The organism is Bradyrhizobium sp. USDA 4454, from assembly GCF_054822705.1.
The window spans coordinates 4572434-4585829 of record NZ_JBTRCN010000001.1 but is presented as its reverse complement, the minus strand read 5'-3'; the positions used below and the strand labels follow the sequence as shown (position 1 = coordinate 4585829).

The 13396-nt window shown below is 63.3% G+C and carries 12 protein-coding genes; 6 read left to right on the top strand and 6 right to left on the bottom strand.

Annotation, left to right across the window (positions count from 1 at the left end):
* Positions 1–8: 8 nt before the first annotated feature.
* The gene (locus ACVIW0_RS21615; RefSeq protein ID WP_461354158.1) at positions 9–857 is read right to left on the bottom strand and encodes an SDR family oxidoreductase; all 849 of its coding nucleotides are present in this window, start codon (positions 855–857) and stop codon (positions 9–11) included.
* A gap of 289 nt (positions 858–1146) precedes the next feature.
* On the opposite strand from ACVIW0_RS21615, the gene ACVIW0_RS21610 reads away from it, so the two are divergent.
* The 3 genes from ACVIW0_RS21610 to ACVIW0_RS21600 all read left to right on the top strand — a co-directional run bounded on the left by ACVIW0_RS21610 (position 1147) and on the right by ACVIW0_RS21600 (position 5633).
* The gene (locus ACVIW0_RS21610) at positions 1147–3264 is read left to right on the top strand and encodes a phospholipase D-like domain-containing protein (RefSeq protein WP_461354157.1); all 2118 of its coding nucleotides are present in this window, start codon (positions 1147–1149) and stop codon (positions 3262–3264) included.
* A gap of 150 nt (positions 3265–3414) precedes the next feature.
* On the top strand, positions 3415–4119 hold the full coding sequence (locus ACVIW0_RS21605; protein ID WP_461354156.1) for a glutathione S-transferase family protein: 705 nt from the start codon (positions 3415–3417) through the stop codon (positions 4117–4119).
* Between the two features lie 185 nt (positions 4120–4304).
* Entirely contained in the window at positions 4305–5633 is a 1329-nt protein-coding gene (locus ACVIW0_RS21600; RefSeq protein WP_461354155.1) for a dicarboxylate/amino acid:cation symporter, read from the top strand.
* 1077 nt (positions 5634–6710) lie between these two features.
* On the opposite strand, the gene ACVIW0_RS21595 is transcribed toward ACVIW0_RS21600, so the two are convergent.
* The 3 genes from ACVIW0_RS21595 to ACVIW0_RS21585 all read right to left on the bottom strand — a co-directional run bounded on the left by ACVIW0_RS21595 (position 6711) and on the right by ACVIW0_RS21585 (position 8728).
* Positions 6711–6959 (bottom strand): hypothetical protein, encoded by a 249-nt coding sequence (locus tag ACVIW0_RS21595; protein ID WP_461354154.1) that lies wholly within the window; start codon positions 6957–6959, stop codon positions 6711–6713.
* A 205-nt stretch (positions 6960–7164) separates the two neighbouring features.
* Entirely contained in the window at positions 7165–7374 is a 210-nt protein-coding gene (locus ACVIW0_RS21590) for a cold-shock protein (protein ID WP_456755241.1), read from the bottom strand.
* Positions 7375–7774: 400 nt separating this feature from the next.
* The gene (locus ACVIW0_RS21585; RefSeq protein WP_461354153.1) at positions 7775–8728 is read right to left on the bottom strand and encodes an amidohydrolase family protein; all 954 of its coding nucleotides are present in this window, start codon (positions 8726–8728) and stop codon (positions 7775–7777) included.
* Between the two features lie 302 nt (positions 8729–9030).
* On the opposite strand from ACVIW0_RS21585, the gene ACVIW0_RS21580 reads away from it, so the two are divergent.
* Both ACVIW0_RS21580 and ACVIW0_RS21575 read left to right on the top strand, forming a co-directional pair.
* Complete coding sequence (locus ACVIW0_RS21580) at positions 9031–9297, top strand: hypothetical protein (RefSeq protein ID WP_461354152.1); 267 nt, start codon at positions 9031–9033, stop codon at positions 9295–9297.
* Positions 9298–9514: 217 nt separating this feature from the next.
* Positions 9515–9892, top strand: a complete 378-nt coding sequence (locus ACVIW0_RS21575) for a hypothetical protein (protein WP_461354151.1) — start codon at positions 9515–9517, stop codon at positions 9890–9892.
* Positions 9893–9984: 92 nt separating this feature from the next.
* Here the strand turns inward: ACVIW0_RS21575 and ACVIW0_RS21570 are convergent, their stop codons facing one another.
* Entirely contained in the window at positions 9985–10371 is a 387-nt protein-coding gene (locus ACVIW0_RS21570) for a cupin domain-containing protein (RefSeq protein WP_461354150.1), read from the bottom strand.
* 257 nt (positions 10372–10628) lie between these two features.
* The gene (locus tag ACVIW0_RS21565) at positions 10629–12182 is read right to left on the bottom strand and encodes a winged helix-turn-helix domain-containing tetratricopeptide repeat protein (RefSeq protein ID WP_461354149.1); all 1554 of its coding nucleotides are present in this window, start codon (positions 12180–12182) and stop codon (positions 10629–10631) included.
* 163 nt (positions 12183–12345) lie between these two features.
* Here ACVIW0_RS21565 and ACVIW0_RS21560 point away from each other — a divergent pair, with 163 nt between their 5' ends.
* A complete protein-coding gene (locus ACVIW0_RS21560; RefSeq protein WP_461354148.1) occupies positions 12346–13386 on the top strand; it encodes an alpha/beta fold hydrolase in 1041 nt (346 codons plus the stop codon).
* Positions 13387–13396: the final 10 nt, after the last annotated feature.

The following is a 13396-nucleotide window of genomic DNA, read 5'->3' as shown; positions in this document are numbered from 1 at the left end:
GCCGGCGTTTATTCGCCGCCCCTGAAATAGTCCGGCTTGGCGGTGGTCCAGGTCTCGCCCCAATGCTGGCCGCCGCCGTCGACGGTCAGCATCTCACCGGTGATGAACTTGCCGGACGGCGCGGCGAGATAGACCGCGGCTTCCGCGATGTCCCAGGACGTGCCCGGACGCATCATTGGATTGGAGCGTGGATAGGTGGCGCGCGCCGCCTCGCTGTACACGTTCCAGCCCTCGGTCTCGATCGCGCCTGGCGCGATGCAATTGATGCGGATGTTCAGCGGCGCCCATTCGACCGCCAGCGCGCGCGACAGCCCGATGACGCCGGACCGCGCCGCGATCGAGTGCGCGATGCCGTAGAGGCCGTGCGTCGTGACCACGACGATATTGACGATGCTGCCGGGATGTGTGCGATCGCGCCAGCGCTGCGCCGCGGCCTGCATCATGTACCAGGTGCCGTTGAGGTTGGTGTTGATGACCGCGTTCCAGCCCTTGATCGAGACGTCGATCGCGGCCTGCGGGAACTGGCCGCCGGCGCTGTTGATGAGATGATCGATGCGGCCATGCTCGGTCCATAGCGTATCGAACATCGCGTTGACCGCGTCGGCGTCCCTGATGTCGGCGACATGCGCCGATGCCTGCAGGCCGCGATGGCCGAGATGATCGACCAGCGCGTCGAGCTTGTCGGCATTGCGCCCCGCGACAACGACGTGGGCGCCGAGCCGGGCGAACAGCCAGGCGATGGCGCGGCCGATGCCACCGGCGCCGCCGGACACGACGACCACCTGACCGGCCAGCGCGTCGGCCGCGAACACCGTCGGATGTGTCGCGAGTTCGTCGTCGGAGAGGCCTGGAGGCATTCGTCGTCCGTGTCGGTTGGAGCTGTCGCGAGCCAATCTGTCCTATCGGCCGCCGCGCGGCAAGGCCGCACGGACCGCCGATACATTCGCGTGATCTGTGAGTCAGCTCACAGCTTTCGGTAGCAAATCCATCCAAGGTCACGTGGCGCGCGGCGCTGGCGATTGTGCGGATCGCAACCGCGGCGTCATCGTCGCGCGATCTGATTCGGGTATTCATTGATGCGGCCCCGGCAGACCTGCTGCGGGGTTCGAGGTGCTTGATTCTCAAAACCGGATTTGAGGAGGCGTTATGAAAGCCGTTGCGTTCTCCAACAACGACATGGCCGTGGTCGCCTGGACCTTCGGCGGCAAGCTCAAGGATTGCCTCGGCTTCGCCGTGCACCGGATCGACGTCAAGGCGGGAACGGAAACCGTGCTGCCGGCGCTGGCCACGTTCAAGGGCGAGCAGGCGACCGAAGGTCGTACCACCGCCGACGATCCCGTCCAGAAGTTCTTCTGGAAGGATGTCTTCGCCAAACGAGGGGGCACCTACAAATACAAGATCGTGCCGATGACGGGCGCCCCCGGCAAGCTCACGCCGATGCCGTTCGGTCCGCTGATCTCGAACCAGGTGCAGCTCAATCCGAACTACGGAACGCTGTCGGCATATTTCAATCGCGGCATCCTCGCGACGCAGGCCACCGCCCACAAGCTGACCGACGGATCGCCGGCGGGTGCAATGGTCGACGTTCTGAAGGAGCGGATTGTCAAGATCGGCGATCAGCTGCGCGTCGACCTTGCCGGAGACATGATCAAGGCGCTCACCATGTTGCCGGATGAAGCGTTGACCTCGAACGGGGAGTTGCTGCTCGCACTCTACGAATTCCAGGATCCCGAGCTGATACAGCATTTTGCGGCACTGCATAGCCGCGGCAGTCTGATCCTCTCCAACATGCCCAGCGGCAGCACGAAGACCGGCGATCTCACCAACGACACCTATGCCGAGGAGCGCAAGCAGATCAAGGCGGCCGGATTGACCGTCATCGACCGGTTCATGCCGAGCAACAGCATCGGCCACAACAAGTTCCAGGTGCTGGTCAACGGCACACCGCAGGCGGTGCTGTTCGGATCGACCAATTGCACGTCGAATGCGCTGTGCGCGCAGACCAACAACACGATCATCGCGCGCTCGCCGGCGATGGCTCAGGCCTATGCCGACTACTGGCAGCGGCTGAAGCAGGACACCGTGCCATCAGGCAATAACGGCAAGGCGCAGCAGGGGCCGGCGCTGCGCAGCGCCGACGGCGCCAAGCTGCCGACCATCACGCTGGAAGACAACAGCGGTACGGTCGATCTCTGGTTCTCGCCGAACACGCCCCAGCGTCGTGCCAGCAAGCCCGGACCAAACGAGCCGACGCCGCCCGACATGCAGATGGTGTTCGATGCGATCGCCGGCGCCAAGCAGGCGATCGTGTTTCTGGTGTTCGAGCCGGGCTCGCCGAGCATCATCACGAAGATCGCCGACGCGTTGAAGGCGAAGCCGTCGCTGTTCGTGCGTGGCGCGGTCACCGCGCCCCAGGCGTCGGGCGATTTCGCCGTCGGTATCACCGGCGGCGGCGCGGGGACCAGGCCGGCCAAGCGGCAGAAGGGCGATCCGCCATTGCCCGAGGATTACCGGGTGATCCATACCCGCGGCGTGACCAAATCGGACGCGTTCGGGCAGTGGGAGGCCGAGCTGAACCAGGCGGGCCACGCCGTGATCCACGACAAGATCGTCGTGATCGATCCGTTCGCCGATGATTGCGTCGTCATCACCGGCAGCCACAATCTCGGTTACAAGGCCTCCTACAACAACGACGAGAACATGGCGATCATCCGCGGCCATCGTGCGATCGCGGAAGCCTATGCCGCACATTGCCTCGACGTCTACGATCACTACGCCTGGCGCTACTGGCTGCAAACCAGCCCCAACACGGCCTGGCATTTCCTCGCAACCGACGACAGCTGGCAGAACAGCTACTTCTCGGCCGACAATCAGGTCAAATCCGCCGAGCTGTCGTTCTGGCTGTCGGCGACTCCGGCCGCAGAGGCGTTGCCGACGCCGGTCGATCAGAGCAGCACGCGCGTCCGCCCGGGCCTTCAGGCCGCGGTCGGTGGCGTCGCGCCGGCGATCGGTCCGCATGCCCGCGCGCCGCGCCGGCAGGGTGGCGCGACCAGGCGCAGCCCGGCAGCCGGCCAGCCGAGGGCCGCCGCGGCCGCGCGGAGCAGGGTCGCGAAGACCAAAAAGTCGACAACCAGAACTGTGAAAGCCAAATCGGCAAGGGCCAAATCAGCAAAGGTCAAGACCAAGAAGGCGTCGAAAGCCGGGAAGCGTCGGGTGGCGGCCCGTCCTGCCAAGCGCGCAAAGACGAAACGCGCGAAGACGTGATCGGGTGATCCGTCGGAGCGAGCTATCGAACGGGCGATGCGGATCGCGCCGGAAGGTTGAATAATTGCGGAGGGGGCGGGCTTCAATCGGCGCGCCGGATCACCTAGATTGTTTCGGCCTCCGATCGCCCGCCCTCCGACGAGTTCATCCATGCCCGACCTGTCTGCCTTTCCGATCACCAAGCGCTGGCCCGCGCAGCATCCCGACCGCCTGCAGCTCTATTCGCTGCCGACGCCGAACGGCGTGAAGGTCTCGATCATGCTGGAGGAGATCGGGCTGCCCTACGAGGTGCATCTCGTCGACTTCAACAAGGACGACCAGAAGACGCCTGAGTTCCTGTCACTGAATCCGAACGGCAAGATTCCGGCGATCCTCGATCCCAACGGTCCCGACGGCAAGCCGCTGCCGCTGTTCGAATCCGGCGCGATCCTGCAATATCTCGCCGACAAGACCGGCAAGCTGCTGCCTGAGGATGCCGCGCGCCGCTATCAGGCGGTCCAGTGGGTGCATTTCCAGATGGGCGGCATCGGGCCGATGTTCGGCCAGGTCGGCTTCTTCCACAAATTCGCCGGCAAGGACTATGAGGACAAGCGGCCGTTGCAGCGCTACGTCGCCGAGTCCGCGCGCCTGCTCGGCGTGATGCAGACGCATCTCGCCGGACGGCAATGGTTCATGGACGACGAATACAGCATCGCCGACATCTCGATGCTCGGCTGGGTGCGCAATCTGATCGGCTTCTACGGCGCGCGCGAGCTCGTCGAGTTCGACCGCTTCACCCACGTCGCGGCCTGGCTGGAGCGCGGCCTGAAGCGGCCGGCGGTGGAGCGCGGCTTGAACATTCCGAAGCGCGCCTAAGTGCGCTTCAGCAGCTCGTAGACGATCGGATTGTCGGCGCAGGCGCCAAAGCCGCATTCGAGCCGGCCGCAGTCTATGACAGATTCGTGTGCGCGCGCGGCGGCCTGAATGGCCATTGTCGCTTGCCTGCGGCTCCGCCAAGATGGCATCACGAGTTTGAGTTCACTTCCAGCCCGGGGCACCTCATGACGACAGACGCGATCAAGCCCGCAGTCCATCACAAGCATCAGCCCTGGTACAAGATCCTCTACGTCCAGGTGCTGATCGCGATCGTGGCAGGCGTCCTGGTCGGGTACTTCTATCCGAGCCTCGGCAAGGAACTGAAGCCGCTCGGCGACGGCTTCATCGCGCTGATCAAGATGATGATCGCGCCTGTCATCTTCTGCACCGTGGTGCACGGCATCTCCTCGATGGGTGACCTCAAGCGCGTCGGCCGGGTCGGGCTGAAGGCGCTGATCTATTTCGAGACGGTGTCGACGGTGGCGCTCGCGGTCGGCCTCTTGATCGGCGAATTATTGCAGCCCGGCCGCGGCTTCAACATCGATCCCGCCACGATCGATCCGAAGTCGGTCTCCACTTACGTGACGCAGGCCAAGGAGCAGGGCATCGTTTCCCATCTGATGGCGATCATCCCCGACTCTTTCTTCGGTGCGCTGGCGCGCGGCGACCTGCTGCAGGTGCTGCTGATCTCGATCCTGTCGGGGTTTGCCATCGCCCTGATGGGCAAGCCCGGCGAGCCGATCGCCGAGGCGATCGACAAGGCCGCCAAGATGTTCTTCGGCATCATCCGCATGATCGTCCGGCTTGCGCCGCTCGGCGCGTTCGGCGCCATGGCGTTCACGGTCGGCGCCTACGGTCTCGGTTCGCTGGTCAACCTGGCGGCGCTGATCGGCACCTTCTATCTGACCAGCGTGCTGTTCGTGCTGATCGTGCTCGGTGCGATCGCGCGGCTGGCGGGCTTCTCCATCATCCGCTTCATCGCCTATATCAAGGACGAGCTCCTGATCGTGCTCGGCACCTCGTCGTCGGAGACCGTGCTGCCGCAGATGATCCAGAAAATGGAGCATCTCGGCGCCTCGCGCTCGGTGGTCGGCCTCGTGGTGCCGACCGGCTACAGCTTCAACCTCGACGGCACCAACATCTACATGACGCTGGCGACGCTGTTCCTGGCGCAGGCTACCAACACCCATCTGACGATCTGGCAGGAGCTCGGCATCCTCGGCATCGCCATGATCACCTCGAAGGGCGCCTCCGGCGTCACCGGCGCCGGCTTCATCACGCTCGCAGCGACGCTGTCGATCGTGCCTGACATTCCGATCCAGTCGATTGCGATCCTGGTCGGCATCGACAAGTTCATGAGCGAGTGCCGCGCGCTGACCAATTTGATCGGCAATGGCGTCGCCTGCGTCGTGATCAGCCTCTCCGAGGGCGAGCTCGACAAGGACGCGCTGCACGAGACCATGGCGCACCCGCTCGAGCTCGGCGAGGCGCTGGAGCCGGGCGGGACAGGCTAGGGCAATATGACGGTATGGGCCGTCGAATGCGGCGCAGCCAAAATACCGAGGAACAACCCCATGCAAAGGAGCCGGCGGCGCCCGGCTTTGGCCGAACGACTTGACACGTCGGGCAACTCAGGGGTAATTTTCTAATATTCCGAAATGGCACGGGCCTCCGCTCACCCCAACGCATGTCCCAATAAGCCATGTCCCAATAAGCCATGTCCCACTAAGCTATGTCGCACAAAGGCATGTCGCACATTTGCGCCAAGCCCTGAGTGCATGATTCGCGATCAGACCTATTGTGATTAGTTTGCGCAATGGAGGACGGGCCTCGCCCCGGCGAAGGCCGCCGCACTCGGCGGACTCTTTCATGGTGCCCGAGATTGTTCGACACGGTCTTTGTCAGGCGTCAAAGACTCAGAGTTGGCTACCATTTGCCTTCCGTCGCATCTGCGTAGCCGCGCCTTCGATGAACTTTGCAAGCCACTCGAAATTGCTCAGGAGGCTTTCGGCGTGTCTGCGTTCCATCGAGCCGGGCGCAAATGAATCCGTCAACCGCCGTTGCCGCTCGGCGCGCGCGCGGCATGCCATGGCCCTGGTTTCGGCGAACTCAGTTGCTCGCGCTCGTGGCCTAACTTCCTCTCTTCCTCGATCAGTATCCGGGTAGCCGTTGCTCTGGTTTCCTTCCTCTTACCATCGCAAAGGTCAGAACACCTGTCTTGACCGGTATTCCAACGGCACCTGTCAGATAATCCGAATGGCAGAAAGCCTTGCGCGGTGCTTGGGCGACCTCAAGCGATGTCCCTGCAACGTGAGGCTGCTATCTTACTTTAATGCGGCATCCGCATTTCCGGGTGAGCGTGCGTTATCACCGACAGCGCGTCACTGGGCATCGGTGGCTGAGAGAGACATGTGCTCCCGCCCGTCAACGAGGACGGCGCAAATGGACACCCCGGACGACGCAAAGCGCGTGCCTCTGTCCTGCCCCAGATGCAAAGAGCCGGCCCCTTTGTATCTGAGGCTCCCGAATGGAGCGGGCGTCGTTGTGCATCTCTATCGATGCATTCGATGCAGGGAGTTGATCTGGGACGACTAGGAAAGCTTCACGACGCGCTTGGCTCGTGGCGTCCCCTTGGCGAGCCGTGCAGCCGGCGCCGCATTGGCCGCAGCCTCGACGTCGCGGGCTTCGCGAAGCGCACGCAGCCGTTCCATGTTCTTGCGGATGGCCTGCGCCTCGCGCTGTACATCGGCGATCGCACGCGCGCCTTCTTCGGCCGCAATACGCTTGCGCTCGGCGAGAGCAAGGCTTGCGGGCGAGGACTCCGGCGGCTTCCTGGCCATCGCTGATCCCTTTCCATAGAGGCGCCAAAGCCCGCCCAATCCTCAATCGAGGGGATCGAGCGGGCTGCGACGTCATCCCAGTACATCCGTGAGAATGACGCCACCGGCTTGCGACGTTGTGCTGGGCCGATACTGGCCCATCTCAGGAGAGCGCGTCAGGCGCGACATCCCGAGCTCGGTTCCGATTTTGTCGGAACGCAATGTTTCAAGCCAGCTGGAGATTCTCGGCGCTCGTCTTGCCGCGCATCTTGTCGGTCTTCAGCTCGAAAGAGAGCTTCTGGCCTTCAGCGAGGCCGGACAAACCGGCGCGCTCGACGGCGCTGATGTGAACGAACACATCCTTGCTGCCATCGCTCGGCTGAATGAAACCAAAGCCCTTCTGACCGTTGAACCACTTCACTGTACCTGTTGTCATCTTGTCGTCTCCAATGCGCATATGCGCCATCGTGCGCAGGATCGCGCGTTATCCATTCAACTGGCGATGTCTTTGGAGGAGGGCCGCTTTGACCATTCAACAAGGCGCAACGGCTAATCGAATAACCACAGTATATGCACTTCTCGCGCGAATACAAGCTCGCCGGTAGTGGGTTCCATCTCTGCTGTCGTTATGGTCGCATCAACGACCTCGGCGAGGGTGTCGCCTGGGTCGTGATCAGCCTCTCAAAAGGCGGACGTTCGACCAGGCAACCTGACACGTCAGGCATCAGGAGCATTCTTCTAGTATTCCGAAATTGCGCAAGCGTCCGCACCTGCGGAAATGCGGACATCTTTCGAGGTCGCTGAGGGGCGAGGGCCGGACTCGGCAACAATTTGGTTCACGTCCAGCGAAGCCGCGCCAGAATTGCGCGACCCATGATCCAGTCCTTGTCGCTTTCGGTGAGGAACGGAAGCTCCTCGGTGAATTGCGTTACGCGCTGCCGGTAGGTGGCTCTCGCGAATGAATTGGTTATATCGGTTCCCCAGTGGCATCGCTCCGGGCCGTAGGCGTCGAACAGGCGGTGGATATGCGGGATCACGTCACGGAATGGATAGGGTTCAGTCGAAATCAGCGGCACCGACGACAATTTTACCGACACATTCGGATATTTTGCGAGCGCGGCGGCCTGGACGATGGCTTCCGGCACCACGTTGTTGCTTGCGGATCCCGATGAATCGGCATGAGGGCGAAGACCCGCGCCGACGCCCATGTGGTCGATGATGAGCGTAAGTTGCGGGTGTCGCTCGGCGATGAGGGCGAACAGCGATGTCTGGCCCGATGTGAGAAACATCACGGGCAGGCGGGCCTTCTCCGCCGCCGGCCAGAACCAGTCCGCGGTCCCGTCTGTCAGCCATGCCGCTTCGCCGGGGCCGAAGTTCAGCCTCACGCCCAGCACGCCGGGCTGGTCGCGCCAGGTCGCAAGCCGTGCCGCGCGGTCGGGCTTGTCGATGGCGACACGCGCCATGATGGCGAATCGCCCGGGGTACCGTTTGACCGCCTCCTGGGCATAGTCGATGCGCTCGCCTTCGAGCGATGCCGGCGGAACGATGACGACGCGATCGACGCCGGCCTCGTCCATCAGTGGAATTATTCGCTCGATAGTGAAGGGCTCCGGAAGCTGCGGTTTGGCACCGGGGAGCCAGGGTCTTTCCGGCGTGCTCGCCGGCCACAGGTGAACCTGCGAATCAACGATCACCCGTTTTTGCTGCGCGACCGTTGTCGCGGCGTGCTGCATTGACAGCGCGACGCCGGTCGCGACGGTGCCGGTCAGAAAACTGCGGCGCGAAGGCATGCGATGTCTTTCCTGTTCTATCATTTTAGTCACGACGTGACGGTGATCGACACGGCGCCGCGCTGGATCAAAGCAAATTGGCCCGCAATATTGAGGATCACATCAGGAAATTGCGATCATGGAAATGGGGTTCAAAGGTCAATTTGCGGCGCTACAATTTTGAACTGCACATGTCGCAGTTGGTCAAAAGGCGACAAAGACGGCTGACCGGGCGACGTCCGCAAAGGGCCAATAGCGGTCATTCACTCGGGCGAAACGGCATAGTAGACTTGCGTTCCATTCCATAGCCGCGTCGGGGGCCGATGGGTTTCAAGATTACGCTTGTTTGCTGCGGGATTGATGCTTCTGTTGGAGCAATGGCGGCACAAGACATCCAAAATGAATTCAGCAATCACCGTCGATGGCATCGAGAGGTCCACTGTCATTACGAAAGTGGGACCCTGATCCTCTGCGGGACTAATGATTTTGATCAGGCCGGGCTAGCCTTTCTGGACGAGTTTGGCGACTGCCTCTCCGCATATCTCAAGGACCACGGTGCTGTTCGTGTGCTCTCAGTTGAGGCCGTGTAAACCCGCCACGGGTCGGCCTAGCGGGAAATCCGCTTCGGGTCAAAGGCTGCCCCGGCAGCGAGCATGCCCTCGGTCGGGTCACCTCTCGGAAGCGGACATCGCCGCGCCCTGGGCTGAGGTCAGCCATGGGCCAAAAGCTGCCGTCCGCACCGGCGATTGAGCAGGGGCCAGTGAGAAGTTAAAAGCAACCCAGAGGCGGGCTCCGACATGCGGCGCGATGGCGACCGCCTTCCTCCTAGATGCAAAAATAGGTGGTGCGCGCATTATGAATACGCAGAACGAGGACGTGGATTGGCTTAACCCTTGGATTCCGATTGAAAGCGACGAACAGCGGCAGGCACTGGAAAGCGAGCTGCATCGAGAGCTTACCCCCGGGCATCAGCTTGTCGGATTGTCCGTTGTCGCGCTCGCAATGCGCAGGGACCAAGATGACGTGCTGTTCCGGCTCCAAGATGGCCAAGTGGCGGTGGTTCATCTCACGTGGAAAGGCGGACCAGAAATTGACGCGCGCTGGCCGGAGACCGCCTGCTATTCGTCCTTGGGCGAATGGATCGAGGTTGCAATGAAGCCGGACCACTTGGACTTCAATAGTTGAACCCACAGGTCCGTCTTGGGTCAAAGGGCGACATCAATCAGCCTTGGCTCGACGTCCGCTTGGCGGCCCGAAGCGGACATCAGTTTCGCCTTCTATTTTGGCGCTGGCTTATCGTAGAGGGGCTTGCCCTTATCGGCGATATGCACCGTCAGAAGTTTCAGCGTCTTGTCGCCGACCACCTTGTAAGCCCCATGAGGCACATCCCGAACATTCATCCCGACGGTGCCGGTCGGAATAGGCACCTGCTTTCCATCGGGCAACTCGATAAGACCACCCTCGAGGAAGTAGTACGACTCGTCACCATGATGAATATGCAGCGTCGATGTCTCGCCGGGCTTTATCTCGCTGATGCTGGTGACGATTTCCATGTTCGTGCCCGTTAGGTCACCTCGCTTCAACTCCTTTCGAAACGGGGAGTCCTGTGCACTTGCCGTGGTCACGAACATTGAAGCCAAAGCGGCTGCGATTATGACCTTCATGGAAAATATCCTTTTGAAAAAAATGCGGCTTGTCTGGGTCTGCCCTTCCAAGCTTGTCGGAATTTACACCTATCGGCAAGGTCGTGCTGGAGGGCCAGCACCCCGCAACTGGTGAACATGTCGGCGCTGCTTCGGGTCAAGCTCGACAATCCGCAGCGTGAGCAGAGTGCGTCCGCTTTCGGCACATCGCGACCGCTCCCGCGGCACAAGCGTGCGGTGTATCACGGGTGAACGATCGTCGCGCTCCCCGAGCGGTGTCAGTCCGGGACGCCAGCGGCCTTGAGGGTCTCACGATAAATCGCGGACATCGATTGCACCGGGAATGGAATGCGCGACAGGAAGCCGGAGATCGAAAACTCCGGATCGACCTTGAGCAGTTCGCGCGCCGTCTGGGTCGCGCGGTCGCGCTCGCCGGTCTTCACCAGCGCTACAATCAGCACGCGCAGCGCGACTGCGAAGCGGCGGTTCTGCGCCAGCGCCTTGTCGGCCCAGACAACCGCTTCGGCAAAGTTGCCGTCGAGCACCGCGCAGATCGCGAGCGCCGCGGCGGCGAACCAGCCGCGCGGGTCGCGCGGGTTGAGCCGCTGCGCGCGCTCGATCATGGCGCGGCCGGCGGTCTGGTTGCCGCGCATCGCCTCGATCCAGCCGCCGAGCACCAGCGCCATCGCCGAGTTCGGATTGATCGCCAGCGAGCGCTCGAACAAGTCGCGCGCCGGCTCGATCTCGTCGGCCATGTTCCAGATCGCGAACGCCGCCATCCACAGCACCTGCGGATCACCGGGCGCAAGCTCCACCGCGCGCCAGGCCTGCGCGACCGCGCGCTCCCGGTAGGTGTCATCAGGCTTCAGCCAGCCCTGGACATGGCGCATCGCATGGCAATAGGCCGAGGCGGCCAGCGCCGGTGCGTAATTCGGATCGAGCGCCAGCGCCTGGTCGAGGCAACCGAGCGCGGCTTCCATGCTCTCGGGCGTGAACTCGTATCTCAGGCTGTAGGCGCGCAGCAGCAGATCGTAGGCGTCTAGCTTGTCGGGCGGCGCTGCCCGCACCCGCTCGGCTTCCGCGACCAGCATGGTCGGCTCGATCGCGCCGACCACGTTCTCGGTGATGCGGTCCTGCAGGTCGAACACGTCGGTCGCCGCACCATCGAAGCGGTCGGCCCACAGATGCGCGCCGGAGGTCGCATCGATCAGCTGGCCGGTGATGCGCAAGCGATCGCCGCCGCGGCGGACGCTGCCCTCCAGCACATAGCCGACGCCGAGCTCGCGGCCGACCTGGCGGATATCGACCGCCTTGCCCTTGTAGGTGAAGGCGGAGTTGCGCGCGATCACGGTGAGGCGGCTGCAGCGCGCCAGCGCGGTGGTGATGTCCTCGGCGATCCCGTCGGCGAAATAATCCTGCTCGGGATCGCCGCTCATATTGGTGAAGGGCAGCACCGCGATCGACGGGCCTTCGCTCAGTCGCGGCGGGGCGGCGTTGTCGGCGACCAGACGAGCGGACGCGCTGTCCTCCCGGACATCGCCGACGAAGCGGAGGCCCTTGCGGGGCAGGGTGCGGATCAGCCGCTGCGCTTCGCCATTGTCGCCGATCGCGGTCCGCGCGGCGTTGACCCGGCTGCTCAGCGTCGCCTCCGAGACGATCCGGCCGTGCCAGACGGCGGCCAGCACCTCGTCGCGGCTGACGACGCGGTCGCGGGCCCGGATCAGGAATTCGAGGAGGTCGAAGACCTGCGGCTCGACGGCCACCAGGGCAGCGCCGCGGCGCAGCTCCCGGCGCTCGGAATCGAGGGTCAAGTCGTTGAAATGGTATGTCAATTCGAAGAGTCCGGCGGCCGGCGGCTGAATTCGGGGCGGAACCTAGCACAGGCCGACGGAAGCCAAAATCACGACGGTCTGAAGGACAAATCCATGTCCTCTGAAAGCGGGCGGGTTCGGTCTCTGCGATAGTGATTTCGACACCAGACGCAAGGAGATCGCCATGTCGCAAGCCATCAATCAGCAACGCCGCCGCTTCCTCGGCATCGCCGGCGGGATCCTTGCCGTGTCCCGGTTCGGCTTGATCGGATCGGCCAGCGCGCAGTCCAAGCCGGCGCCATTGGCGGTCAAGGCTGGCGGCCACACCACGATCGGTCCGGTGAAGCAGATCAACGCCGGCGTGCTCGATACCGGCTATGTCGAGATGGGGCCGGCGTCCGGTCCCGCGGTGATCCTGCTGCACGGCTGGCCCTACGACATCCACAGCTATGCCGACGTCGCGCCGGCGCTGGCGGACGCCGGCTATCGCGTGATCGTGCCGCATCTGCGCGGCTATGGCAGCACGCGCTTCCTCTCCAGCAATACCAAGCGCAGCGGCCAGCCGGTCGCGGTCGCCGCCGACATCATCGCGCTGATGGACGCCTTGAAGATCGAGAAGGCGGTGCTCGGCGGTTATGATTGGGGTGCCCGCACCGCAAACATCATGGCGGTGCTCTGGCCCGCGCGCTGCAAGGCCATGGTGTCGGTGAGCGGCTACCTGATCGGCAGCCAGGCCGCCGGCAAGCTGCCGCTGCCGCCGAAGGCCGAGCTGCAATGGTGGTACCAGTTCTATTTCGCCACCGAGCGCGGCCGCGAGGGCTATGCCAGGAACCGGCGCGACTTCAACAAACTGATCTGGCAGCTCGCCTCGCCGCAGTGGAAATTCGACGACGCCACTTACGACCGCAGCGCGGCCGCCTTCGAGAATCCCGACCATGTCGAGATCGTGATCCACAATTACCGCTGGCGGCTCGGCCTCGCCGAGGGCGAGGCGAAGTACGACGCCTTCGAGACGACGCTGGCGCAGGCGCCTGCGATCGCGATCCCGACCATCACGATGGAGGGCGACGCCAACGGCGCGCCGCATCCGGAGCCCGCCGCCTATGCCAAGAAGTTCTCCGGGCATTACGAGCACCGCCAGCTCGCCGGCGGCATCGGCCACAATCTGCCGCAGGAAGCGCCGCAGGCCTTCGTGCAGGCGATCGTCGACGTCAGCAAGGTCTAGAGCCGGGCAA